This window comes from Candidatus Dadabacteria bacterium (assembly GCA_026708565.1).
Lineage (GTDB): Bacteria > Desulfobacterota_D > UBA1144 > Nemesobacterales > Mycalebacteriaceae > Mycalebacterium.
In genome coordinates this window covers 1-23,384 of sequence record JAPOUR010000051.1, presented here as the reverse complement: position 1 = coordinate 23,384, position 23,384 = coordinate 1, and the positions used below count along the sequence as shown (strand labels likewise).

The following is a 23,384-nucleotide window of genomic DNA, read 5'->3' as shown; positions in this document are numbered from 1 at the left end:
TCCCCCATTTGGCAAATCCCCCCAATGCCAATACACTTACTTTCAAGCGCGGACATCTCCAACCGCGCCGGAGGGCGAAACAATGGCTTTAACCGCAAAAGCGATAACCAAAATAATCATAGAGACAAACAAGGCGCGCGACACGGCGGACAAACTGCGCGACTTTGCCGACCTGATGACCAAGCAAAGCAAAGACATCAAGGGCGAGGTGAAGCCGCAGTGCAAACGCATATCGGACGGAATGGAAGTCGTTCAAGGCGAGATAAACGCCATAAGGGAAACGCTTCAAACCCAGCTTGACGAAATCCCCGTTGACGAAAAAGAGGTCAAAGACGCGGCGGAAAAACTGCTGCTTTACCAGAACAAACCGGAGCACGCCCTGCTCTACGCCCAGCAGCAACTCGGCAACCACAAAGAGAATTCCCACTGGTGGCTTTACTGGAACGGCATAATCAACGCCGTGATTGAAAAGACCGGAATTGAGCCGGTAAAAATCGGCAAATAAGACAGAAAAACAGCGACCTCAAAAATCCATAACATAACCCGCAAGCAGCGACAGCGCGGTGTCGGCGTTTTCATCATGCCCCGGCTCGCGGCTTGCCACTCCGCCTATGCTCACCCTCCCCATCCTTGTCTGAGCCACCACTTGCGCGGAAAAATCCATCTGCCTGCCGGTCGGCTCAAGATTCGCCGTTACCGCCTCGCGCAGTATCGTCCCTTCGGGCGTTCTGCCCGTGGGAATTGAAAACCCCATACGCCCGCTCTCCACCCTGAGCGGAGACGAAACCGAAACCCGGACAGCCGAACCGCCGGAAAACCTGCGAATTACCCCCGCCGAAAATGAACTCGTTTTTAACCGCGAAACGCCGCTTATCAGCCCGTAGCCCGCCTCAGGGGCGGCAATCCCCATTTCCGCATCGGCAACTATTTGCCAGTCGCCAGCCTCATAATCCCAGCCGACTGAGGCAAAAGCCGCCCGCGCGGACACACCGCCAAACGCCCCCTCCGCCGTTGCGCCGAGAGCGGAGTTTGATTCCGAAATGTAGCCGGAGCGGAAACTGAAAGGCAGGTTTGACATGCGATAGGAAACCACCGCCCCCCGCGCCCCCCTCTCCTCCCGCTCATCGGAGGCGAATGCGGAGACGGCAAAATTGTCGGACTCCACACCGAAGGAAACGGGGTTTTCCACGAAAGACAGATGACCCGATTTATTCAGGCGGCCGGACTCTTTTATTCCTCCCCTCGCCATTGAGACATAAACCGGGGAAATCCGCCCGCCGCCCGCCGCGCCGAAACCTTTTCCCCGCCCGTTTTCATCCGTAAACAGGGGAGCGGAAACACCGCCCTTCCCCGCCGTTTTCCCGCCGGTTGAGAAATCAACAAATTCAAGCAGTTGCCCGCGGACTGCGGATATTTCGGTTTTCACGGCGAACCCCTCAAGCGGATACCAGAACGGCGCTCCGAGGGAGTCAAAGCCCGCGATCTCCCTTCCGGCAAAAGCGCGGGCAATTCCGTCTCCGAACGCCCCGGCCGTTTCAATGCCCGTGCCGGACAGCGGAACAAACCGCCGGACGCTTTCCTCGTTTACAAACCCCGCTCCGCTTGCGTCCGTTCCCACAGTCCTAACCGGCTCTGTGGCGGCTCCGAGGTCAAGCAGCCCCTGCCCGTAAATTGCGCCGCCCGCATTCTCCCCCGCCCGCTCGTATATGCCGGTCTTATCCGCCGTGGCAAACATTCTTTCAAGCAACTGAACATTGCTCAAATTCCCGCGAAACTGCTGTTTCATCAGGGCGAGACCGCCCGCAACTATCGGGGCGGAAAAAGATGTGCCGTCACGCAAACTCAGGAGTCTTGACACACTGCCGTCCGACCTTTCATAAGAGAAGGCAACCCAGATACTCTCGCCCGGAGCGGCTATGCACCAATCGGCGGCAATTCCGCACCTGTTGGAAAAATCGGCAATCCTCCCGTCAGGCCGTGTTGCCACGACCACAACGCTGTGACCCTGCAACTCCGATATTTTTGCATGCAGCCCCGACAGCAAACCCGGCGACCCGCCGTCAAAAAAACCACTGCTTTCACAACCCGGCGACCCGTCCACGCACAACAGCCCGTTTTCGTTGCCGCCCGCCCATACAAGAATTGCCTTTTCGGGACGCCCCGCCTGCGAAAGGGCTTCTATGGTCTTGCCAAGCCCCGCGCGAAGCGCCGACTCAGTGTAATGCTCAACATTGCTGCGAATGCCAAAACTCATATTCAGCACATCCACACTCAGAGAGGGTTTGAGAGCCTCAACAAACGGCTCGGCGTCATCAATCCCCCCTCCCAGCAGTTGACTTTCAGTCGGAGCGGCAACCACCGGCGACCCGCTGCCGAGAGGCACGGCAAACATCCGGATATCCGCTCCCGGAGCAACGCCCTCGGAAGTTACCAGACTGTCGCCAAGCAGCCAGAACCGCCTCACTCCCGCCGCCACGCTCGCAACGCGGGTCCCGTGCGAGGCGTCCCGCAGGTCAGACCCCTCATAAGTTCCCTGAAGGTATGTGGCGGACACCCTTTTGCCCGCAAACGCCGGATGCAACGCATCCAAGCCGGTGTCAATAAACCCGATGGTCGCCCCGTTGCCCGGCCTCCCCGCCGCCACCGCCCCGCTTGAGTTATAGATATTCGCATACGCCCTGTCCAGATTGACAAGACTGAACGGCGCGTTCGCCAGAGAGCCCCGGAAATATCCGCCGTAAAAGGCTTCAAGCGCGTCTATGTCCGCCCTCTCACTCTCATCCGGAGAAGCCACCGGCGCAGATGTAACGGGCCGGGGGACGGACTGAGGCGCGGGGCGGACAACCTGCGCGCCGCCCCCTCTCCCGCCGCACCCGGCAACAAGGCAGACAACCATTATTGCCGCAAGGGAATTTCTCATACGGGTTAGTGTGATTAAAGCCCCCCGCCTTTGTCAACAAAGCCCGGCGGAAACGGCGGGCGCGCAAGTCCATTATAATACGTGCCGTATGATTCAATTCATTGACGAGGCGAAAATCTTTGTTGAGTCCGGCGGGGGCGGAAACGGGTGCGTCAGTTTCAGGCGCGAGAAACACGTTCCGAGGGGCGGGCCGGACGGCGGAAACGGCGGAAACGGCGGGGATGTGATTGTGCGCGCCGTTGCCGGTGTGCGCTCGCTCCTTGACTGCCGCTACAAGAGGCATTACCGCGCCGGGCGCGGAGGGCACGGCGGGGGCGGAAACAAAAACGGCGGAAACGGCGGGGATGTTGTCATAAACGTTCCGGTGGGAACTGTTGTCCGGCGGGAGAAGGCGGGCGCAATAATAGCGGACCTCAGCACGGAGGGGCGGGAGGTGGCGGCGGCAAAAGGCGGGCGCGGAGGGCGCGGAAACTGCGGCTTTGCCACCTCAACCAATCAAGCCCCGCGCACGGCTTACGACGGCGCGGAGGGAGAGAAATCCGAAATTTTTCTTGAACTGAAACTTCTTGCCGATGTCGGCATCGCGGGTTTTCCAAACGCCGGAAAATCAACCCTCATCTCAAAGGCGTCCGCCGCAAAGCCGAAGATAGCGGACTACCCCTTCACCACCCTTGTTCCCAATCTCGGCGTGGTGCGGTGGGGAGACCACAAAACCTTCACAATGGCGGACATTCCCGGCATCATTCCCGGCGCGCACAAGGGCTCGGGGCTGGGCTTGCGTTTCCTGCGCCATGTTGAAAGAACGCGGGTGATTGTCCACATGATAGACGTGTCGCCGTTTTCCGGCAGAGACCCCCTTGAGGACTATGCGGCGATAAATTCAGAACTGCGTCTTTACGGCGCGGCGCTCGCCGACAAGCCGCAGATAATCGCCCTGAACAAAACCGACATTCCCGAAGCGGCGGAAAAAGCCGCGCAACTTGCGGAGTTTTTCAAAGGCAAGGGAATACGGGCGGAGGCAATTTCCGCCGCCACGGGCGCGGGGGTGCGGGCGCTCATTAACAGTGTCGGGGAAATGCTTGAACAAGAGGAGGCGGGCTTGCCGTGACCTTTGCCGTTTTGGGAGCGTCCGGGCGCACGGGGGCGATGGCGGTCAGTTACTGCCTCCGCCTTGGCCACAATGCGCGGGGGCTGGTGAGAAACCCCGCCCGCATGCCGCAAATGCCGGAAGGCGGGGCGGGTGTGTTTGAGGCCGTGCGGGGCGATGTGACGGAGCGCGAAGCCGTGCGCGATTTGATAAGCGGAGCGGACGCCGTTATAAGCGCGCTGGGACCCACGGAACTCCGGACCGGATTCAAAGTTCACTCAAGCGCCGCCCGCCACCTTTCGGAATTAATGCCGGAGGCGGGTATTTCGCGCTATGTCGCGGTTTCGGGCGCGAGTTTGTCCGTGCCGACCGACAAATTCAGCATCCGGGGGAAATTCTTCAGCGGTGCGGCATACCTGCTCACGAAAACAAACCGCAGCCTCAAGAACCTGCTTGACGACAAACGCGCCGAGTATGAAATCCTTTGCGAAAGCGGTCTTGACTGGACGGTGGTGCGTCCGCCGTGGATAACGCCCGAACCCTACAGGCGGGACGCAAACATAACCCCTTTCAAGCCCGGCGGAATCAAGGTGCGGGTGGCGGAACTGGGCAAAGCCCTTGTTGACCTTGCCGTGGACGGCCGCTTCAACAAACAGGCGGTTTTCATAAACAGCGTATAAAAACGGGCGGCGGGCTTACTGCAATTCCGCTTCGGGAAGCGAACTGACCGGAATCGGCGAGGCGTGATGAAGCGTCATCCGCCATCCGTCTCCGGTGTTTTCAAAGATGTTTGTCGCCTGAGCGAGCGTTACGACAACCCTGCCGTCAACAAAATGGTTGAGTTTCTCAACGCAGTTCACCCACGCGGCTTTTTCGCCCACGTCAATGGTAACGTCCGAGGTTTCCACGCTTGCGAGTTCGCCGGATTCAAATATGGTCATCCAACTCGCCTTGATTGAGTCCCACCCTTTAATGGCGGGCCAGCCCGGATGAATACATTTAGCCTTTCCCCCGGCGACCCACACTTTTTCCATCATCTCAATGTCCGCCCTGTTGAGCGCCTCGTAAAAAGTGTCCTGCGCCTCCCGTATCTCCCGTGTCTGTTTTTTGCACATAGCGCGGCGGAATTATGCCCCCTTTGCGGTCATTATCAAATCCGCCATTTCAGCCACCGCGTCCTTTCCGTCAAGGCTTGACACGTATGAGCAGAGCATCTTCGCCTCAAGAGACGCCGAAGCGGGAGACGCAAGAAAAACCGCGCCTTTCACCGCGTTTGCCTCTTCTTCGGTGAGCACCAGAAAAATCGTCCCTTCCGTATGTATATCTCCCGCGGCGTCAAACAGAACCGTTTCCACTCCCGCGCCGGAAAGCCGCCGCGCCAAATCCTCAAAAGCGGATGATGATGACACAATGCGCCTGCTCACGGCAAACTTCCACACCAGCGAAAAGGACTGTTCTATATCTTTTCTCTGAACTGTAAAATCGCGCATAAAAATTCCTTTCAAGCCGATGAGGGGACTCGAACCCCTGACCTGCTCATTACGAGTGAGCTGCTCTGCCTCTGAGCTACATCGGCAACGGGCGGACTATCTGGCTATCCAGCCGCCGTCCACTGAAAGCATTGTTCCCGTCATAAAATCAACCCCGTCCTCGCAGAGAAACAGCACTGCCCTTGCAATCTCATCGGGATGGCCGAGGCGTCCCATCGGATGGAACGACTTGAACATTTCCTCCGCGGCCTGTTTGTCTTCCATTGAGTCAAGCATTCCGGTTACCATCGGCGTAACGATTGTGCCCGGGCATATTGCGTTCACCCGTATCCCCTGCTGCGCGTAATCAAGCGCCATTGCCCTTGTGAACTGTGTTACCGCCCCCTTTGAAGCCGTGTATGCGGCAATTCCGGGGAGCGCCTTCAATCCTAAAATGGACGAGTTGTTCACTATGCAGCCGCTTCCTTTTTTGAGCATGTGCGGAACGGCGTATTTGGACATCATAAAAGTCCCGCGAACGTTGATTGCAAAAATCCTGTCCCACTCTTCGGTTTCGGTCTCATGCGTGGAGGCGGCGGAAAGAACTCCGGCGTTGTTAAACAGAATGTCCACCGCGCCGTGCCGTTTGACTGTCTCTTCAACCGCGCTTTTGCAGTCTTCCTCTTTTGCGACATCGCTCACCAGATACTCAATTTTCACCCCTTTGGATTCGGCTTCGGCGACCGCCTCTTTAAGGGTCTTTTCCGTTCTGCCGGTTATGATGACAGTAGCCCCCTCTTGAGCAAACAGAATTGCCGTCGCCTTTCCGAGCCCGAGACTTCCGCCCGTTATGAGGGCGACTTTTCCTTTCAGCTTCATTGTGTTACCTCCAACCTGTAACTGCTGACGCATTTTATACCCCGCCGCCGTGTTTCTCAAACCGGCGCGGCGTGTTACTGCGCTATCCAGCCGCCGTCCACCGAAAGCATTATGCCGGTCATAAAGTCAACTCCGTCTTCGCAGAGGAAGAGCACCGCTCTTGCTATCTCGTCCGGCTGTCCCAGTCTGCCCATCGGGTGGAATGAGGTCAGCATGTCTTCAGCCGCCTGTTTGTCTTCCATTGCGTCAATGATGTTGGTTACCATCGGGGTAACAATCGCGCCCGGGCATATTGCGTTCACCCGTATCCCCTGCTGCGCGTAGTCAAGCGCCATCGCCCTTGTGAACTGTGTTACCGCGCCTTTTGACGCAACATAGGGAGTGAACCCGGCGACCCCTTTGAGGCCGACAACGGATGAGTTGTTCACTATGCAACCGCTTCCTTTTTTGAGCATGTGGGGGATGGTGTATTTGGACATCATAAAAGTCCCGCGAACATTGATTGCAAAAATCCTGTCCCATTCGCCGGTCTCCGTCTCATGCGTTACGGCGGGGGAGAGAACTCCGGCGTTGTTAAACAGAATGTCCACCGCGCCGTGCCGTTTGACTGTCTCTTCAACCGCGCTTTTGCAGTCTTCCTCTTTTGCGACATCGCTCACCAGATACTCAATTTTCACCCCTTTGGATTCGGCTTCGGCGACCGCCTCTTTAAGGGTCTTTTCCGTTCTGCCGGTTATGATGACAGTAGCCCCCTCTTGAGCAAACAGAATTGCCGTCGCTTTTCCGAGACCGAGACTTCCGCCCGTTATGAGGGCGATTTTTCCTTTCAGTTTCATTGTGTTACCTCCTGAACATTGGCGGGTATTCTACACATTGGCGGAGGGGGGTATCAAATGGGAGAGCGGGAAGCGGGAGTGTCATCTTCCGGCAATCATGGCATTGAAATCCTGCTCCCAAGTGTTTTCAAAAAGCATTCTGAACTTTGCCGGGGTCTCGCCGATTGTTTCCATTTCGCCCCTTTTAAGAGCGGTCTTATAGGTTGCCTCAAGGGTTTTGAGCAACTTTTTCTTGTATTCCGTATCCTCATTGCCTTTCAGGTGAAGCCCTTTTGTTTCCATTATCAGCAGTTTGTTGTCTTTCCTGCACGCTATAAAGTCGGGATAAACCTTGTGCCGTTTCCAGCCCTGAATTGAATACCCCCGCCTCGCCGCTATTCTGTGCCACCAGTATATTGCCTTGCTTTGTTCCAGACAAAGCGCGAAGTTTGCTTCAAGGTCGTTAAAGTCGCTTTCAAAAACATCCTCAAACAAACTCTGTTGAATTGTCCGCCCGTGCTTGCCGGAAAGCAGTCTCTCACCTTCCCTGACAGACACTTCAAGGGTCTTGTAGAGTTCGTAGTTCAATTCTTTATCGGTTACAAGATGAAACTTAATTTCATCCGCCTCCAACTTATCGCGGAAACATTGTTCGGCTTTTCTGTCCACTTCATCCCTGACCCGTTGCCTTAAAACCTCGGAAAGATAAACGCGGTTTTTCAAAAGTTTTGCGTCATCATATTTGCTGTGTTTTGTGAGAAACTGCCCGGTGATGCGCGCCGCTTGCCACGGATTGGGAACTGTGTCAATCAAACGGCGGACAAAGTAGTCCTGCGTAAGGGTTTCCCCCGTGTCAATTTCAGACTCGGAAACAGGCGGATTGTCGCCTTTAAGGTCAACCACTGCTTTTATTTCCGCCATCATGCCGGTATTGCTGAAATTAACCGCCCTGCCCGTGTCAATGCTTCCCCAGTCCAAAGCGCCGAGAATGTCGCGGTCGTAATCAATCGGACGCCATTTTGCGCCGTCTTTGTGCAGCACTTGAGGCAGAAAGATGTCCAATTTTTTGTAAGCGGCTCGCCGGTTAATTGTCCGTGTAACCGCTCCCGCGCCCGTTTCCCCTTCGCTCATAACAGACCCGCCAAGCCCCGTAAGCCCTTCGTTCTCAAGCCCCGTCCGCACCCATTCAACGGCTTTTCCAACATCCACATTGCAACAATAGATAAAGCATCTGTTGAGCGGTCCGTTTTTATCAACAGAGCGGGCATGGGGCTGGCGCATAACGCGCCCGACCATTTGAGTAATGGCGGTTTTTGCCGTTGTGTTGTCAAGAAGCGCAAGTATGTATGCAAATGAGCAGTCCCATCCCTCTTTAAGAGCGTCCTTTGTGATAATCCAGCGGACATTGCTCATTTCGCTCATAAGGTCTTCACCCGCGAGTTCTTTCTTTTCGGAAGACTGAATTCTTATATGTTCCTCCGGCACTTTAAGGTTGCGTATCAGATAGTCCTTTGCGTCCTCGGCGTGTATATACCCTTGCTCTCTCTGCTCCTTTCCTGTTCTCTGAACCCTTACCAGAGCGATGGGGCGAATGTGGCGGTTTTCTCTGCTCTTCAACTGTCCCGCCTCTTTTTCAAGGTTGTTCAGTTTCTCTTTTGCCGCCGTAAGTGTGTGTTGCCAGTCCAAGTCTGTAACGCTGTGAATTTCAATCGGCAATTTGATCATCTCTTCATCTTTGAGTTCCAGTCCGCCGATATTGACAAGGATGTTGCTTATTCCGGTTTTTGGGGTTGCGGAGAGTTCAAGCACAAAGCGGGGATTAAGTTGATTGACGGATTTGACAAACTCTTTGTTGCTTTCATCGTTTTTGCCGTAAGCCTTGTGCGCCTCATCTAATATCACTGTCGGACGTATAAGTTTCAGGGTGTTGATTAAACTGTGTTTGACCCAATCGCCTTTCTTATTAGTTTCCAAATCGGGGTGTTTCTCAATAAGTCTTTCATTCGCTTTTAAGTCATCCTGTTGAGGAAAGAAAGATGTATAGCCGCCGCTGTCGCGGAAGATTTTCAGAAACTCCTTGTCCTTCCGCCTGTTTGCCGATGGAAGCATAAGCATCATTACGCAGAGGTAACTTTCCACATCCTGCTTTGTAAACCGGTCATCTTTTTCAAGCAGTTTGACTTTGCCGCCTGAGATTTGTTCAAGCATTACGCGGTAAGGGTGTTCGCGGGTGCGGAACGCCTTGATGGTTTGCTCGTATATTGCCTTTGTCGGCACAATCCAAAGGACAAAGCCCTTGCCCTGTCTCATTCGTTCAAGGGAGGCAACGCCCAAGAGTGTTTTGCCGCCGCCGGTGGGGATTTTCATACAGACATGGGGGATTGGCTCGCCCGATGTTGCCGTGCGGTCTATGTAGTCGGGGATTTCAGGTTTTCCGTCTTTTGTGGCAATGGCGGGAAGAAGCCCTTGTTTCATCAGGGTTTTCCAAGCGGTGCGGGGATGGTTGTTCATTTCGTCGGTTATATCTTCATCATCCAACGCCTTGCGGACTCTCTCTAATCTCAAATGCGCCTTCTTGAGCGCCTCAAGCCATCGGTCTAACTGTTCAAGGGCTTTTTGCTGGTAGGTTTTGAGTTGCATGGTCAGGGAAGGTTTTTATCCTTGTCCCATTCATCCCGTATTTCCCGGACAAACTGCTCGGAGGACTTGCCTCCGGTTAAATCGGGGAATATCCCGTAAATGTCTCTAAGGGAAGGAAGTTCCTCCGGCGGGGGAAGAATCTCTATTCCCCGGACTTCCATTTTGTAGGGCATCATCTCATCGGAGCGGTAAAAGCATTCACCGGAAACGGAAACATAAGAACCGAGAGCGGTCTGCACTTTCTCAAACAGTGTTGGCGGAAACATGCAGTCAAGATGAGGCATAGTTGGCAGAGAGGTGTATATGCGAAACTTGTTGGCTTTGTTGCGGATGTCTATCTGCTCAAGTTTGCCGTCAATTGTGTTTATACAGGTTTCCTCATAGTCCCTTGCTTTGTTTCCAGCCATGTCTCTCCTCCGTTTCAAAAATTGTAACCGCTTAATGCCTTGTACTCAATACACTAACTAACCTTCCTGATTGCCCGAAGTGATTGAGGGTGTTGGAGTTTGACCTCCACTAACAACCAAAGAATCCCAATCAGGAACTCCGCCAGCCTCAATAACTTTCAAGATTGATTCGCGGCACAAATCTTGAGCGGATTCCAACACGGAAGAAATGCTTGTATCTTTCCCGCCTATTTTGACTTTCTTCTCAACCTCTCCGCGATGAACGGCTCTGGAACGCTGGTCGTATATGGCTTTGAACTTTCGAAAAATATCCATCTTTTCTTCAACATTTGCGCCCAAATGACAAGAGGCACGTGTTCTTAATTTGAAAGATATTTCTCCCGAACCAGAGTCCGGAACATACAGAGATTCCAACGCTATCCCCAAGTCAATAAAATCATCAACATAGAATCTCCCTCCAATGAACTTTTTTGCTTTTACCCATCTGGGTATTACTACGGTGCGTAACAAATCAAATTCTTTTCTATTAGAATCATAAACTTTTAGATACAAAGATTTTGCTTCTTCCATCTGTTCCTTGGAAATGCTAACCGGCATTGCCGATCTATCTCGCTCATAGACTTGATATTTGTTTCGAAGAAAACCTCCGAGAGCAACATCATCGTTGGTCAAATAGCCGAATTCAGCCATATCTCCCATCACATAGTCTGAAACAATCATGGGTCTTATACGGTTATTGGACACAAGAGATAATATGTTGCAAAAACTTACAAAATCAAACTTGTTGATCTCCGTGCTTTGCAATTTTTCTTGAAAAGGAGAAGGCTGAAAAAACTGATATGCTGACGGTTTGACAAAGATAGGAGACAATGAATAGTCAGCCACAATGAAACCATTATGAGCGAATCCCACACCACGATCTTGGAGCAAGAATTCTTCGCGACAGTTTGGACAATCCACGAATAAATCTTTACCGGTCATCAAACGTATCCCCTCAAATATTTCCATCTCGCTTTGATTGATTACACCTTCTATAAGGGCAAATCTTTTTATGGGAATAGAAGACTTTTTGTCTACACATTGCTCAAAAACAGATACGGCTTTTTCAACACCCCAAACCATTGAGACTTTCAAAACAGATTGGAGTAAATCATTCAATGAATAGTTAGGGGTTGATACCGATAAGCAGGACACTATGTAGTCTCCTTCCACATATTCTTTCAATTCATCTTTTAGAAAATCTACCAGTTCTGATTTGATAGAGTCATCTTTAATATCGGGAACATTTACCACTCCATACCAAGGCAACCACTTTACACCATAACGTTGATAAAAAATGATTTCATTAGCACTTTCTCGTTTTCTCAAATAGAGCGACTTGTATTGCTCAACGGAAGGCGCTCTTTCACCCATTTGATTTTTAATCCCTATATTCTCCATAGACTTATGCAGAATGTCGCTCAGTATCTTTTTCTTGTTCTCGTCCATTCTTCTTATGCAAAGGTTTTTTGCTGGTAGGTTTTGAAAATCATTTGAGGTAATCATCACAGAATTTTTGCACAAACAACAGCATTTGCTTAACTTGATCAGAGTCATATTTATCAAAATGTCCGTGCGTTGCATCATTTCTAAGACTTGCCCAAGATGTAATTTGCTTCTGCGTTAAAGCGTTATACACATTCTTTTTGGCAAGTTTTACATTCAATGGGTCAATAGTAAGAAACTTCCCGTCACTATTATGAATAGGTATCCCGTTTGCATCAGCAAGTTTCCGTAAAGAGTCTTCAAGAGTAGCCCCAATCAATACTGCGGAGGCATCCTTGTACTTTTCTTTGTGGAGATATTCTGCCATTTCAAGAAAATCTGCAAAAATATCTGCTTGAACCAATTTGCGAAAGTCAGCAATCATTCCAGATTGTATATTGGACTCTACTGCTCTGAATATTCCAAGTAACTTATCTAAGTTTTCGTGGTTATACTCATTCATATTGCTGAATGTAGGAGATTTCCTAACAGATTCAAACATTCGGAAAAAAGTGCTGTTAGAACCGTATAGTTCTTCAATCAGTTGTCCGCCTCGCACGGTGATTGACACAAGTTCCTGAATACGAGAAGGTCCTAAAAGATCATATGTTTCAGAGGCATCCTTCACCAGTTGTTCACATGTGCCAAGAATATCAGTAATTTCTTTCGTAATTACTTCACTCACTACTATACCTTGCCTCTTTGTCATATCCTACCCCAACCCATTCACCCCATAAGGCAATCCGCAAAACGTAATCCCCATCTCTGTCAACTCCTTCTGTCCCATAAACTTATGCGTGGCAAACACAACCGCCTCTTTCTTCTTGCTCTTTGCCTGTTTGGAAATCCGCCCGGCGCGGTCACTGTTCAAGGCAGAATCAGGACTTCTGAGAAAAGCAAGTTTCGGCTCATATATCAGATAGAAAAGCCGGTCGCTTGTCTCATAGAAAAAGCCGTCTTTGTCTCTTGTCTTGCGGAGTTTATCCGGTGATTGTCCGGTTGCCGTCCAGAAAACATGACGCGCCAATGTTTCGTAAGAGGGTAGTTTCTTACCCGTCAGCATATTCTCGGCGTTGATTTCATCGCCCAATGTGCAGTATGCAAAACTGCCGCCCAATCCGCTTTGAAGGTCTTTGTCTTTTGCTTTCTTAACGCCTTTGACAACACGGCGCACCCTTTCGGCGGTTACTTTGTCGGCGTATTCTTCACACTCAACAAGGATGAACTTCCGATTGCCACCATCTTCCTTATTAAGCGCAAGGGTTGCGTGGGCAGTTGTGCCAGAACCGGCAAAAGAATCAAGGATAATATCATTAGGTTTGGTAGCGAGTTGTATAACCCGCTTGATGACTGATATAGGCTTCGGGTTGTCAAACTTGTTGTTGGGTAAAATGTGTAATAACAATCCTCCTGCCTCATCATTAGTTCCCGCATCTACCCAAACGCTTCTGGTATTCGCGCCTTTATGGTCGGACAAGAACCGTTTCTTCCTTGGTTCTGTTGCCCTACCATCCTTTCCCCACCAGACTAAACCATCCTTCTCGTTTTGTTTATGGACATCACGGGAACTACCCCAAACCCTCAAAGAATCCGTGTGAGTATCTGGATATATTTTCTCGCCTGTGTTTGGGTTTGCAATGGCATAGTAGAGATTCGGACGTTCTTCTTTTGTCCAACGACTGCGGTAGTCTCCGGGAGACCAATCACCGCGCGGGTCATTGTCAGGGTTCGAGTAATTTTCCCGTTGTTCTGGAGTGAGTGGTTGGCGCGGCAATTCAGCACCTTTCCCGTAGATGATTATGTTGTCATGAGTAAAAGCAAAAGCCGGTTTGTTATCTCCGCTAGTTTTCTTCCACGCAATAACACCAACAAAGCTATTTTCTCCGAAAATTTCGTCTAATATCATCCGCAGACGATGATGCTCATTGTCATCAAGAAAAATAAAAATAAATCCGTCATCTGCAAGTAACTCTTTTAACAACTGCAACCTCGGCCACATCATACAAAGCCACTTGTCATGCCGCTCCAAATCCTCGCCGTCCACCGGGCTTTTATTCTTAAGCCACTCCTTCATCATTGGACTGTTCACATTGTCATTGTAGATCCACCCCTCACTGCCGGTGTTATACGGCGGGTCGATACAGATACAGTTCACCCTTCCCCCGTAACGGGGCAACAGCGCTTTCAAGGCGTGCAGGTTGTCGCCGTGAATAATAAGGTTGTCATCAAGAGAGGGCTTTTTGCCTTTCGGCGGAAGCGACTTTTTCCCGTCCACTTCCAGCGTCCGCGCAGGAACGGTCAGGTGGTGCGAGTAAACAAGCGGTTTTCCTTTGAAATCAAGTGTCGGCATATTATCAACTAATTCGCCATACAGTTTTTGCCTGCTGAGCCAGCCAATTCTGGTGGCTGTTCAGAGAATCCATATTCCATTCATCATGCTTGGCGATTTCCTGATTGATTCTGTAACCGCTTGAAGCAAGATTCATTTTCTTTTCTTCAAAGGGCTCCTGCCCCATGTTTTGCCCTTGCGGCAATATCGCCATATTACCCAATCGGTCAGTTGCCTCACTACAATTCTCTCTTCCAAAATACTCCTCCCAGAAGTTATCAGGGCTGTAAGGCAATACATGCTCAAGGCTCAGATTGTCAACCGGCATCCCTCCTCCTGAAACATGCCGTTCAATTTGTCGCAGGAGAAAAACAACCTTCCTCGCGCTTTGGCGGCTCGGCATACTTTTGAGGCTAAATGCGCTGACAAATTCCGCGTCCGACGGATAGACAACCATCAACCCGCCTCTTACATCATTCGCGGTCCCGTATCCTCCGCTCATGATGCCGTTAGCCAGTTTGTTATAGGCAATTTCCTGATCCTTTGCCACTTTTCCGCAAATAACGTTATATCTGATTGATACGACCGCTATCCACTTTGTCATTTGTATGAAGTCTGTGGGGTTCAGCTTGGCATAGGCGGCCATAAGCAGACTCAACTGGGTTTTGATACCAAACAACTTCAATGTAGCAAGGTGGTCACAACAAGGTTGATATACGCCGTTTTCATACTCTCTCCAAAACGAATCATCCGGATTCTGCAAGGCCGAATAGATTGACGCAAAACGCTTCATACCCCGCACATAAGGCATAACATCCTCCGTTTTCTCTATCTTGCGCTTCATCACGCGATATAAATCCTTCTTGTGGCTTAGTTTGTCGGACATGCCATGGTAACTGCGGAGGAATCCGGTGAAGTTGGTTTCCCCTAACTGCTCCAAGACCTCCGCCCATATCTCATTAAACTGCTCTAACACATCATGGCTCGGAAAAGCGGACTTTGACATTACCGACAACAGGTAGTTTTTAAGCAAATCCGGAGCGGACAAATGAACCCCTCTGGCATTGAGCGTCTCAAAAACCAAATAGGCGTCCAAGTCATCCTTAACCGTAATTGCCGTAAACAAAAGACCATCGGCAATATCATTGACAAACTGAACCAACTGTTGCGAGTTATAGGATGAAACTTTATCCTGAAAGAATTCAAGGGCCTTGTTTAAGTGGCGATTGCTCGCGGTAACGCCTCTCCTTCTGGGCACTCCGTAGGGTTCGGTAATAATGTCCCTGAAATGCCCGTTGTTATTGCGATTGAGAGTCAACTTCAAAGATGTCTCCAAGCTCATGGCATCAAACACGCCAAGATAAGTTTTATGATAAAAGTCAACTCTCTTCTTGTTTTCCTCAACGGATTCGCCTTGATCAACAATCTGCTGAAACCGGCCAAGAACGGCAATTATCATTAACGTAACAGTCGTAAGCCGCTGTTGTCCGTCTATGACTTCAAAGTTCTTTCCATCTCCGCTCTGCAACACTAAATAGCCCAAGAAATGCTGAGTTTCACTTTCTCTCATATTCTCAATATCCTGCCACAATTCATCAAGTTGCTCGTGCTGCCAAGCATAATCTCTTTGAAAGGCGGGTATGCGGTAAGACTTGGCATTGCTCATAATGTCGCCAAAAGTCTTGTTCTCCGGCTCTAAATAAACTCGTTTGAAGGACCTGCTCATAACTACACTTTACCCCCGCGACGCCCTAAACTCAATCTCCGCGACGCCCTTCTCCCCGACCTTATACAATCCCCAATCCCCACGCCCCCGAACGCCCCTCCCGCAAAGGCGACCCCGCCAAGCCCGGCGGCGGCTTCATTTATCCGCGCCACAATATCCCCGTGCCCCACACCGCAAACGGGCATCGCGCCGCCGTAGTTTCCGACCGCGCTCATCTCCGGCGGCTCAGTTGCCCCGAACACCTCCTCCGCCTTGCGGCGGGCGCGCAAAATTATTTCGGAATCATCCATCGCGCAAACATCCCCGCCCGCCATAAAAAACCTTGCCACCGAAAAACCCGGCGGCGCGGTGCGCGGAAACTTGCGGCTCTGAAACGAACAGGCAAACACCTCCCCCTCTCCGGCACGCGGAAACAAAACCCCGAACCCGTCCGGAGCGCGGGGCAGCCCGCCCGCCTTGTATGCGAGAGAGGCAACCGCGCATGAAGAATAATTGACCGAAGAAAGAAGACGCGAAAGACCGCCGCCGGCATTTTCAAGCATACGCGCCGCAGCGCGGCACGGCGCGGCAACTACCACCGCATCGGCCTCCGCAACCCCGCCGTCCTGAGACGCAATTTCCCAGACACCGGATTTTTTTCTTATTTCAGACACGCAAAAACCCGTTCTCACACAGCCGCCGGGAAGCGACCGCAAAACCGCCTCAACTATTTCGGACATCCCGCCCTTCGGGGAAAGAAACGCGCCGAAACGCGCCCCGCCCCCGCCCTTGTCCGCGCCGTCAAACAGGACGGAACGCAACACGCTTCCGCTGTTTTTTTCCATTTTGACAAACTCCCGCAAAACCGCCCCCGCTCCCAGAACATCGGGCGAAGCGCAGTAAATCCCGCCAATCAGCGGCGCGGCGGCTTTTTGCAGTATCTCATCACCGAACCGGCGGCGGACAAAAGAGGCCGCGCTCTCATCGCCCCCCTCCGCGCGGGCGGGAACAAACGGCTCGGCAAGCGCCCTTAATTTGCCCCGGAGCGAAAACAGGGGGCTTGCGAGAAAAGGAAGGATTTTGCGCGGCGTCATTATGAAAAAACCGTCGGGAAGCGCGGTCATGCGGCCTCCCTCCATAAGGAAAACCCGGCGGCCGCTTTCGGAGGTCGCCTCAAGAGAAGGGGGAGAGTTCAGCCCCGAAATAAAATCAACCGTTTCCGCGTCCGCAAAAAAAGAGTCCGGCCCGCGCTCAAGAATAAACCCGCCGGAGCGGAATGTTGATATGACCCCGCCCGCGGAATTTCCCGCCTCAAGGATTTCAACCTCCGGCGCGGGCGCAAGGCGGGAGGCCTCAAGGGCGGCGCAAAGCCCGGATATTCCCGCCCCGATGACAACCAGTTTCATCCGATAACACCGAGAACCGTTTCGCCCAGAGCGCGGATAAATTTCGGGTCGTCATTCACGGTCTTTGCCCTGAACATCGTAATTCCGGCCTCCCCCGCCGCCTCCTCCGCCTCAACGCCAATGTCAAACAGAACCTCAACATGGTCGCACAAAAACCCTATCGGCTGAATGATAATGTGGCTCGCCGCGCCGCGAAGGGAGGCAATCACATCGCAGACGTCCGGCTCAAACCACTCCTGATTAGGGCTTCCGCTTCTGCTCTGCCACGCAACGGCATAGTCTCCGGCGCCCAGCCGCGCGGCGGTAAGTTCGCAGGTCTTGAGAAACTGCCTCCGGTATGTGTCTGAGCCGGGCATTTCAACGGGAATGCTGTGGGCGGTGAAAATAAGCCGCGCCGACTCCGACAGCCGCCCGCCCGGAAGTTTTTCAATCTGCTCGGCAACCCTGTCCGCGCAGTTTTCTATGAACAGGGGATTGTCAAAAAGCGGCGGCGGATAGACAAACTTTATTCCGGCTCCGGCTTTGCGGTTTGCGTCCTCCACCTCGCGCTGATACCTCTGCCAGCTTGTGTCGCACTGGTGAAGCGCCGTTATCAGGGCGACGCATTTTTTGCGCCCGTCCCGCTTCATCCGGGCAACGGTGTCAGCGGTGAACGGATGCCAGTTTCTCATCGCCATGTAAACCGGCAGGGGCGCGCCGCCGCTCTCAAGAAACTTTTTGAGCCCCTCGCCCTGCCGCCGTGTCAATTCGTTCAGAGGCGAGCCGCCGCCAACCCGCATGTAGTGGCTCTCCACCTCCTTAATCCTCTCCTCCGGTATGGAAAACCCGCCCGCGACTATGCGCAGAAATTCCGGCACATCCGCGCCCTTTTCCGGCGCGCCGTACCCTATCAGAAGTATGGAATCAAAACCGTTCACCGCGATGACAACTCCCGGACTTTGTCCACCAGCGCGAGAACGTTTTCCGCGCGCGCAGACGGCGGAATGCCGTGGCCGAGATTGAATATGTGCCCGGGCCTTCCGCCCGCCTTGCCTAATATGGCAGCCACATTTTTCTCCATAACCGCGCGTTCCGAAACCATAACGGAGGGGTCAAGATTTCCCTGAACGGCGGTTTTATACCCGACCGTTTTCCACGCATCGGCAAGGTCAACCGTCCAGTCAACGCCGATGACGCTTCCGCCCGCCTCCTTCATCATGCCGAGAAGAGAGCCCGCGCCGACCCCGAAATGAATCGCCGGAACACCGGCGGGCAGGGAGCGGAACACCGCCTTTGAATACGGCAGAACAAAGCGGCGGTAATCGTCCGGCGAAAGGCATCCGGCCCAACTGTCAAAAAGTTGAACCGCGTCCGCCCCGGCGGCGATTTGCGCGTTCAGGTGGGAGGAGGTCGCCACGGCAAGCCGCGACATAAGCGCGTCCCACAAGCCGGGGTCCGTCCGCATAAGCGCCTTTGTGTTCGCGTAGGTTGAAGACGCCCCGCCCTCTATCATGTATGAGGCGACCGTAAAGGGCGCGCCGGCAAACCCCAGCAGGGCGACCTGCGGGCTGAGCGCCCTTCTCGCCGTCTCAAGCGCCTTGCACACATAGCCCATCTCTTCGGGGTCAAAATCCCTCATGCGGTCAACCGAGGCGGCGGAGCGGACGGTGTTTTTAATCCTCGGGCCGTCTCCCTTTGAAAACTCTATCCCCACGCCCAGCGGCTCAAGAATCAGAAGTATGTCCGCAAAAATTATCGCCGCGTCAAAACCGAACATGTCAACCGGCATCAGGCTCACCTCCGCGGCAAGTTCGGGATTTTTGCAAAGGTCAAGGAACGGAACATTCGCCCTTATCCGCCGGTATTGGCGCAGGTATCTGCCCGCCTGCCTCATTATCCAGACCGGCGTCCGCCCGGCGGGCTCAAGGCGGCAGGCCTTCATAAAAACCGAGTCCCGCGCAGCGCGGGGGCGGGCGCGGCGCGACCATGCCATGTCCGTCCTTTTCCAGCGCAGAGTGTCAATTCCCTGAGAGCGCGCCCTTGTTTTTTTCTCAAGAAGGTCCGCCGCGCGCGAGGCAAGCCCCTCTATCAGCGCCCCCATCTCCGTTGCGTCAGGCTCGTAGTCAACGGACACGCCGAAACCCTCAAGCGTCTCCGTTGTGGAGGGTCCCACCGAGGCGACCACCGCGCCGGAAAGCCCCTTTTTTGCAAGGCGCGCCACCTTTGCGCGCCGCGCCGCCTCAAAAAAATTGACAACCTGCCGCGAACTTGTGAAAACCGCCGCATCTTGCCGCCCCTCCGCAACGGAGCGGGCCGCCTCCTCCAGACGCGCCGCGCCTGAGGGAAACGCCCACTTGTAAACGGAAAACGAACGCGCGTCCGCGCCCCGGCTTTTCAATGCGCGCATAAGCCGGGGGTTTGCCGCGCCGGACTGCTGAACGTCAACCCGCGCCCCGTCAAGCAGCCCCGCCTCTTCGGCGGCGGCGACCGTCTCCCTCCACGTGGCGGGCTCTTTGACCTCAACGGACGGGGAAACGCCGAGTTCGGCAAGAGCCGCGACAGTTTTGGGACCCCGGCACACCACTTTGACCTTGCGCAGCGCCCTGATGTAATCGCGCCTTCCGTAACGTTCCGTGATGAGTTCCGACATAATGCGCGCGCCGGTCGCGGTGAGAAGTATCAGCACGTCCGTCCGCCCGCCGAAAAGCCGCCCGGCAAAGTCCCACACAGACTTGGGGCGTTTCACCGGCTCTTCCCGCACGGACGGCGCAACGGACGGCTTTCCGCCGCGGGCGAGGATAAGTTCCTCAATCTCCCGTGCGCGCCTGCTCTCAAAAGCGGCAACCCTTAACCCGTTAAAACCGTTTTTCATTGAAAATCTCCGTCCGCGCCGCGCAAACCCGCAGCCTCTTTTCACCGGACTCCTTCCGTCAAGTGTAAGAAAACTGAACGGCAAGCGCAAATGCGCCGCCGCTTTTAACCCCGCCGCTTGTAATGTAAACTGAAAATTCCTGCCGTGACTAAAAAACCTTTTCTTCCGACAACCGGCGTTTCGTATTCGGACGGCGGGATGTTTCTTGAGGGCGCGCCGCTCTCCGCCGTGGCGGAGGAGGCGGGAACGCCCTGCTATGTTTACGGCGCGGGGGCTTTTGAAAGGGCTTACGGGGAATACCAGAAAGCGTTTTCGGGGCTCGCGCCCCTTATATGCTACTCGGTGAAGGCGAATTCCAACCTCTCGGTTCTGTCGCTGTTCGCAAAGATGGGAGCGGGGTTTGACGTGGTTTCGGGCGGCGAACTGGCAAGGGTGGAAAAGGCGGGCGGAGACTTTGGAAAAACCGTTTTTTCCGGCGTGGGCAAAACGGCGGAGGAGATACGGCTTGCAATTGAAAAGGGGATTTTATTTTTCAATGTGGAGTCGGAGGGCGAACTTGAGGCCATTAACGCGGTCGCCATGGAAACGGGCGCAAAAGCGCCGGTGTCAATACGCGTCAACCCGGACATAGACCCGAAGACCCACCCGTATATCTCAACGGGGCTGAAGAAAAGCAAGTTCGGCGTTGACATACGCGAAGCGCCCGCAATGTACGGGAGGGCGGCGAAAATGGAGGGGATTGAAATCAGGGGAATAGACGCCCACATCGGCTCGCAAATTTTTGACATATCGTCCTTTGAAGACTCGGTGGAGCGGCTGGTGAAACTGCTGGCGGAACTGAGGGGAAAAGGCATCGGGATTGACTACATGGACATCGGGGGCGGCCTCGGCGTCCGCTACGGCGAGGATGACCGCCCTCCCCCGCACGGCGATTTTGCCGCCGCTGTGGAAAAACTGGCGGGCGGGGCGAACTGCAAACTCGTTATTGAGCCGGGGCGGTCTCTTGCCGCAAACGCGGGGCTGCTGCTCACCCGCGTTATATACGTAAAGCGGGGAAGCGGGAAAAAATTCATCATTGTTGACGCGGCAATGAACGATTTGATCCGCCCCGCTTTCTACGGGTCGCGCCACGAGATTGCGCCGGTCAGGCAAAACGCCGGAGGCAAAACGGAGATTGCGGACATCGTGGGCCCGGTTTGCGAATCGGGAGACTTTCTTGCGACCGGCAGGGAGTTTCCCCCGGTGGAGGCGGGAGACCTGCTCGCGGTGATGAGCGCGGGGGCTTACTGCTTCACCATGTCGTCAAACTACAACACAAGGCCGAGGGCGGCGGAGGTTCTCGTCAGAGGGGGCGGTTTCCGTGTGGTTAGGGAAAGAGAGAGTTTTGAGGATATGATAAGGGGAGAAACGGCCGGTTTGGGCTGATAATTGGGAAACGGCGATGGAAATCCTGCTTCAAGTACTGGACAAAACGGGGATATTCTTTTACCCCATAGCGGCGTGCTCTATCATCGGGGCGGCGCTGTTTATTGAAAAAATCTATATCCTCAGGGGTTCAAAGGCGTTTCCGGACGCCTTTGTCTCCCGCGCGGTGGAGTTGCTGGAAAAAGGCGAAACCTCCGGCGCGAAAATACTCTGCGAACAGAACGGCTCGGCGGCGGCGCGGGTCGCCCTTGCGGCAATTGAAGCGGACGGCGGCGAACGCAAACAGACGGTTGACAGGTCTCTTGAAAACGAATCCCTTGACCTATATTCACACATTGAGATGCTCGGCGCGATAAGCAGCGTCAGCACGCTTCTGGGGCTTATGGGAACAATATCGGGGATGATAAAAATCTTCAGCGCCATCTCGCTTGACATTGAGGTGAACCCGGCGTCTCTTGCGGGCGGCATATCCGAGGCGCTTTACACGACCGCCCTCGGGCTGGGCGTTGCCATACCGACCTTTGTCGCTCACAAATATCTTGCTGGAAAATATGAGGCCGTCATGCTGGGCCTTGAGCAGGCGTCCGAAGACATACTGAAATCCCTGCGGGGCGGGGGCGGGGCATGAGGGGGCGTTTTTCCGTGTCTTCAAAAAAGCGCGGCATTTCAACCTACCTTGACCTCACGCCCGTTGTGGATGTGGTGTTCAACCTGCTGATATTCTTTGCGCTCTCGCTCAATTTCACTCCGGCGGTCAGGGGGGTTCAAATCAAAGTTCCGCAAGTCGGCTCTCCGGTGGAAAAGGTCAGGGAGAAAAAGGTTTCGGTGTCCGTGTATGCGAACGGAAGGATATTTCTGAATGACAGGCAGGTTTCGCGCAAAGTCCTGCGCGAGTCGCTGGACGGGGCGGAAGACAAGTCCGTAATGGTGGTGATCAAGGCGGAGGAAAACGTTCCTCACGGAACTATTGTTGATGTTATGGCTTCCGTTAAAGCCGCGGGCTATTCAAAAATCGCGTTTGCCGCGAAAAACCTCTGACCTTAAATTGAAAGACTCACAGGCACGCAACTTTCCCCTCAGGGGCTATGTTCTGATAGGCGGGACGGCGTTTTTCACCGCGCTGTCCTACATCATAGGCAAGTATCTTGACTCAAGCACGGGGGGCCTTGACCCTGTTTCCACCACGTTTTTCTGGTTTTTCGGCGCGGCGGCGGTGGCGTTTTTCGTCTCCGTGTTCACGCCTTCGCAGAGGGCGGAGTTCCGGGAGTTCCGCAAATACCGCTCCATATTTCTGCTGACCTCCGTGTTCACTTCGGTCGGCGCGGTGCTGTGGGTCGCCTCGCTCTGGATAATCGGCCCCGCGCTCACTTCGTTCCTTATGAAGGCGCAGACATTGTTCTCACTGCTGCTTGGAATAATTTTTCTGCGCGAGAGAATCAACCGGGGGGAGGCGGCGGGCATGGCGCTCACCATAGCGGGCGGCTGCGCGGTGGCGTATCACAAAGACAGTTACCTGCTGCTGGGCGTGGCGGCGGTTCTCACTTCGGCGCTGTGTTACTCGGCGGTGGCGTTTTTTGTGAGAAAAGAGTTGATGCGGAGGCGGCTGAACATGCTGACCGTGGCGACTCTCAGAACATTCGGGGTTTCGGCGATTCTGCTTGCGTATATGATTTCCACGGGGACTGTGGACGCGCCCTCCCCGCGCGACATACTGCTGATGGGTCTCGGCGGAACTTGCGGGGCATACATAGCGAAATCGTGCCAGTTTTACGCCATCAAATTGCTTGACCTGTCGCGAAGCACGGCGGTAATGCCGCTTGAGTCTTTGTTTGTGGTGCTTATGTCTCTCGCCATTTTCGGCGCGGTTCCGTCAACTGTAAAACTTCTGGGCGGTGTTTCCATACTCGCGGGCGTGGTGTTTCTGGTC

21 protein-coding genes and 1 tRNA gene are annotated in these 23,384 nt (G+C 53.6%); 7 read left to right on the top strand and 15 right to left on the bottom strand.

From position 1 onward, the window contains the following. The first annotated feature begins 82 nt into the window (after positions 1-82). Complete coding sequence (locus OXF42_06385) at positions 83-505, top strand: hypothetical protein (GenBank protein MCY4047710.1); 423 nt, start codon at positions 83-85, stop codon at positions 503-505. Between the two features lie 18 nt (positions 506-523). On the opposite strand, the gene OXF42_06380 is transcribed toward OXF42_06385, so the two are convergent. Further along, entirely contained in the window at positions 524-2,920 is a 2,397-nt protein-coding gene (locus OXF42_06380; GenBank protein ID MCY4047709.1) for a S8 family serine peptidase, read from the bottom strand. Positions 2,921-3,008: 88 nt separating this feature from the next. Between OXF42_06380 and obgE the strand changes: the two genes are divergently transcribed. Next, a complete protein-coding gene (gene obgE / locus OXF42_06375; GenBank protein MCY4047708.1) occupies positions 3,009-4,028 on the top strand; it encodes a GTPase ObgE in 1,020 nt (339 codons plus the stop codon). After that, positions 4,025-4,687 (top strand): NAD(P)H-binding protein, encoded by a 663-nt coding sequence (locus OXF42_06370; GenBank protein ID MCY4047707.1) that lies wholly within the window; start codon positions 4,025-4,027, stop codon positions 4,685-4,687. Before obgE ends, OXF42_06370 begins: the two co-directional genes overlap by 4 nt. 15 nt (positions 4,688-4,702) lie before the next feature. On the opposite strand, the gene OXF42_06365 is transcribed toward OXF42_06370, so the two are convergent. The 14 genes from OXF42_06365 to hemE all read right to left on the bottom strand — a co-directional run bounded on the left by OXF42_06365 (position 4,703) and on the right by hemE (position 20,032). After that, positions 4,703-5,122, bottom strand: coding sequence for a nuclear transport factor 2 family protein (locus tag OXF42_06365; protein MCY4047706.1), 420 nt, complete (start codon positions 5,120-5,122; stop codon positions 4,703-4,705). Between the two features lie 12 nt (positions 5,123-5,134). Next, positions 5,135-5,497 carry a hypothetical protein gene (locus OXF42_06360; GenBank protein MCY4047705.1) on the bottom strand — a complete coding sequence of 121 codons (363 nt, stop codon included), beginning with the start codon at positions 5,495-5,497 and terminating at the stop codon, positions 5,135-5,137. A gap of 14 nt (positions 5,498-5,511) precedes the next feature. Then, positions 5,512-5,583: transfer RNA gene (locus OXF42_06355), tRNA-Thr, on the bottom strand. Positions 5,584-5,593: 10 nt separating this feature from the next. Continuing rightward, positions 5,594-6,355 carry an SDR family NAD(P)-dependent oxidoreductase gene (locus OXF42_06350; GenBank protein ID MCY4047704.1) on the bottom strand — a complete coding sequence of 254 codons (762 nt, stop codon included), beginning with the start codon at positions 6,353-6,355 and terminating at the stop codon, positions 5,594-5,596. Positions 6,356-6,429: 74 nt separating this feature from the next. Further along, on the bottom strand, positions 6,430-7,191 hold the full coding sequence (locus OXF42_06345; GenBank protein ID MCY4047703.1) for an SDR family NAD(P)-dependent oxidoreductase: 762 nt from the start codon (positions 7,189-7,191) through the stop codon (positions 6,430-6,432). An 81-nt stretch (positions 7,192-7,272) separates the two neighbouring features. Beyond that, a complete protein-coding gene (locus OXF42_06340) occupies positions 7,273-9,810 on the bottom strand; it encodes a DEAD/DEAH box helicase family protein (GenBank protein MCY4047702.1) in 2,538 nt (845 codons plus the stop codon). A 2-nt stretch (positions 9,811-9,812) separates the two neighbouring features. Next, the gene (locus OXF42_06335; protein MCY4047701.1) at positions 9,813-10,217 is read right to left on the bottom strand and encodes a hypothetical protein; all 405 of its coding nucleotides are present in this window, start codon (positions 10,215-10,217) and stop codon (positions 9,813-9,815) included. Between the two features lie 57 nt (positions 10,218-10,274). Then, positions 10,275-11,705: a HEPN domain-containing protein gene (locus OXF42_06330; protein MCY4047700.1), complete on the bottom strand. Its 1,431-nt coding sequence runs from the start codon at positions 11,703-11,705 to the stop codon at positions 10,275-10,277. A gap of 40 nt (positions 11,706-11,745) precedes the next feature. Continuing rightward, positions 11,746-12,426 carry a hypothetical protein gene (locus OXF42_06325; GenBank protein MCY4047699.1) on the bottom strand — a complete coding sequence of 227 codons (681 nt, stop codon included), beginning with the start codon at positions 12,424-12,426 and terminating at the stop codon, positions 11,746-11,748. A 27-nt stretch (positions 12,427-12,453) separates the two neighbouring features. Next, a complete protein-coding gene (locus tag OXF42_06320) occupies positions 12,454-14,091 on the bottom strand; it encodes a site-specific DNA-methyltransferase (protein ID MCY4047698.1) in 1,638 nt (545 codons plus the stop codon). A gap of 4 nt (positions 14,092-14,095) precedes the next feature. Then, a complete protein-coding gene (locus OXF42_06315; GenBank protein MCY4047697.1) occupies positions 14,096-15,796 on the bottom strand; it encodes a DUF262 domain-containing HNH endonuclease family protein in 1,701 nt (566 codons plus the stop codon). Positions 15,797-15,798: 2 nt separating this feature from the next. Beyond that, entirely contained in the window at positions 15,799-17,181 is a 1,383-nt protein-coding gene (gene hemG / locus OXF42_06310; GenBank protein ID MCY4047696.1) for a protoporphyrinogen oxidase, read from the bottom strand. After that, entirely contained in the window at positions 17,178-18,098 is a 921-nt protein-coding gene (gene hemH / locus OXF42_06305) for a ferrochelatase (GenBank protein ID MCY4047695.1), read from the bottom strand. Before hemH ends, hemG begins: the two co-directional genes overlap by 4 nt. Beyond that, positions 18,095-20,032 carry a uroporphyrinogen decarboxylase gene (gene hemE / locus OXF42_06300; protein ID MCY4047694.1) on the bottom strand — a complete coding sequence of 646 codons (1,938 nt, stop codon included), beginning with the start codon at positions 20,030-20,032 and terminating at the stop codon, positions 18,095-18,097. Before hemE ends, hemH begins: the two co-directional genes overlap by 4 nt. A 144-nt stretch (positions 20,033-20,176) precedes the next feature. Between hemE and lysA the strand changes: the two genes are divergently transcribed. The 4 genes from lysA to OXF42_06280 form a co-directional block, all read left to right on the top strand. After that, the gene (gene lysA, locus OXF42_06295; GenBank protein MCY4047693.1) at positions 20,177-21,457 is read left to right on the top strand and encodes a diaminopimelate decarboxylase; all 1,281 of its coding nucleotides are present in this window, start codon (positions 20,177-20,179) and stop codon (positions 21,455-21,457) included. A gap of 16 nt (positions 21,458-21,473) precedes the next feature. Continuing rightward, complete coding sequence (locus OXF42_06290) at positions 21,474-22,085, top strand: MotA/TolQ/ExbB proton channel family protein (protein MCY4047692.1); 612 nt, start codon at positions 21,474-21,476, stop codon at positions 22,083-22,085. After that, entirely contained in the window at positions 22,082-22,495 is a 414-nt protein-coding gene (locus OXF42_06285) for a biopolymer transporter ExbD (GenBank protein ID MCY4047691.1), read from the top strand. The genes OXF42_06290 and OXF42_06285 overlap by 4 nt, the downstream gene beginning before the upstream one ends. Then, positions 22,476-23,384, top strand: a 909-nt coding sequence (locus OXF42_06280) for a DMT family transporter (GenBank protein ID MCY4047690.1), incomplete at its 3' end; no start/stop codon positions are given. The genes OXF42_06285 and OXF42_06280, both read left to right, overlap by 20 nt.

Bases quoted from the DNA above. Each gene is read 5' to 3' on its own strand.
- OXF42_06385 (MCY4047710.1), top strand. From the start codon at position 83: ATGGCTTTAACCGCAAAAGCGATAACCAAAATAATCATAGAGACAAAC.
- OXF42_06380 (MCY4047709.1), bottom strand. From the start codon at position 2,920: ATGAGAAATTCCCTTGCGGCAATAATGGTTGTCTGCCTTGTTGCCGGG.
- obgE (MCY4047708.1), top strand. From the start codon at position 3,009: ATGATTCAATTCATTGACGAGGCGAAAATCTTTGTTGAGTCCGGCGGG.
- OXF42_06365 (MCY4047706.1), bottom strand. From the start codon at position 5,122: ATGTGCAAAAAACAGACACGGGAGATACGGGAGGCGCAGGACACTTTT.
- OXF42_06360 (MCY4047705.1), bottom strand. From the start codon at position 5,497: ATGCGCGATTTTACAGTTCAGAGAAAAGATATAGAACAGTCCTTTTCG.
- OXF42_06350 (MCY4047704.1), bottom strand. From the start codon at position 6,355: ATGAAGCTGAAAGGAAAAGTCGCCCTCATAACGGGCGGAAGTCTCGGG.
- OXF42_06345 (MCY4047703.1), bottom strand. From the start codon at position 7,191: ATGAAACTGAAAGGAAAAATCGCCCTCATAACGGGCGGAAGTCTCGGT.
- OXF42_06340 (MCY4047702.1), bottom strand. From the start codon at position 9,810: ATGCAACTCAAAACCTACCAGCAAAAAGCCCTTGAACAGTTAGACCGA.
- OXF42_06335 (MCY4047701.1), bottom strand. From the start codon at position 10,217: ATGGCTGGAAACAAAGCAAGGGACTATGAGGAAACCTGTATAAACACA.
- OXF42_06330 (MCY4047700.1), bottom strand. From the start codon at position 11,705: ATGGACGAGAACAAGAAAAAGATACTGAGCGACATTCTGCATAAGTCT.
- OXF42_06320 (MCY4047698.1), bottom strand. From the start codon at position 14,091: ATGCCGACACTTGATTTCAAAGGAAAACCGCTTGTTTACTCGCACCAC.
- OXF42_06315 (MCY4047697.1), bottom strand. From the start codon at position 15,796: ATGAGCAGGTCCTTCAAACGAGTTTATTTAGAGCCGGAGAACAAGACT.
- hemG (MCY4047696.1), bottom strand. From the start codon at position 17,181: ATGAAACTGGTTGTCATCGGGGCGGGAATATCCGGGCTTTGCGCCGCC.
- hemE (MCY4047694.1), bottom strand. From the start codon at position 20,032: ATGAAAAACGGTTTTAACGGGTTAAGGGTTGCCGCTTTTGAGAGCAGG.
- OXF42_06290 (MCY4047692.1), top strand. From the start codon at position 21,474: ATGGAAATCCTGCTTCAAGTACTGGACAAAACGGGGATATTCTTTTAC.
- OXF42_06285 (MCY4047691.1), top strand. From the start codon at position 22,082: ATGAGGGGGCGTTTTTCCGTGTCTTCAAAAAAGCGCGGCATTTCAACC.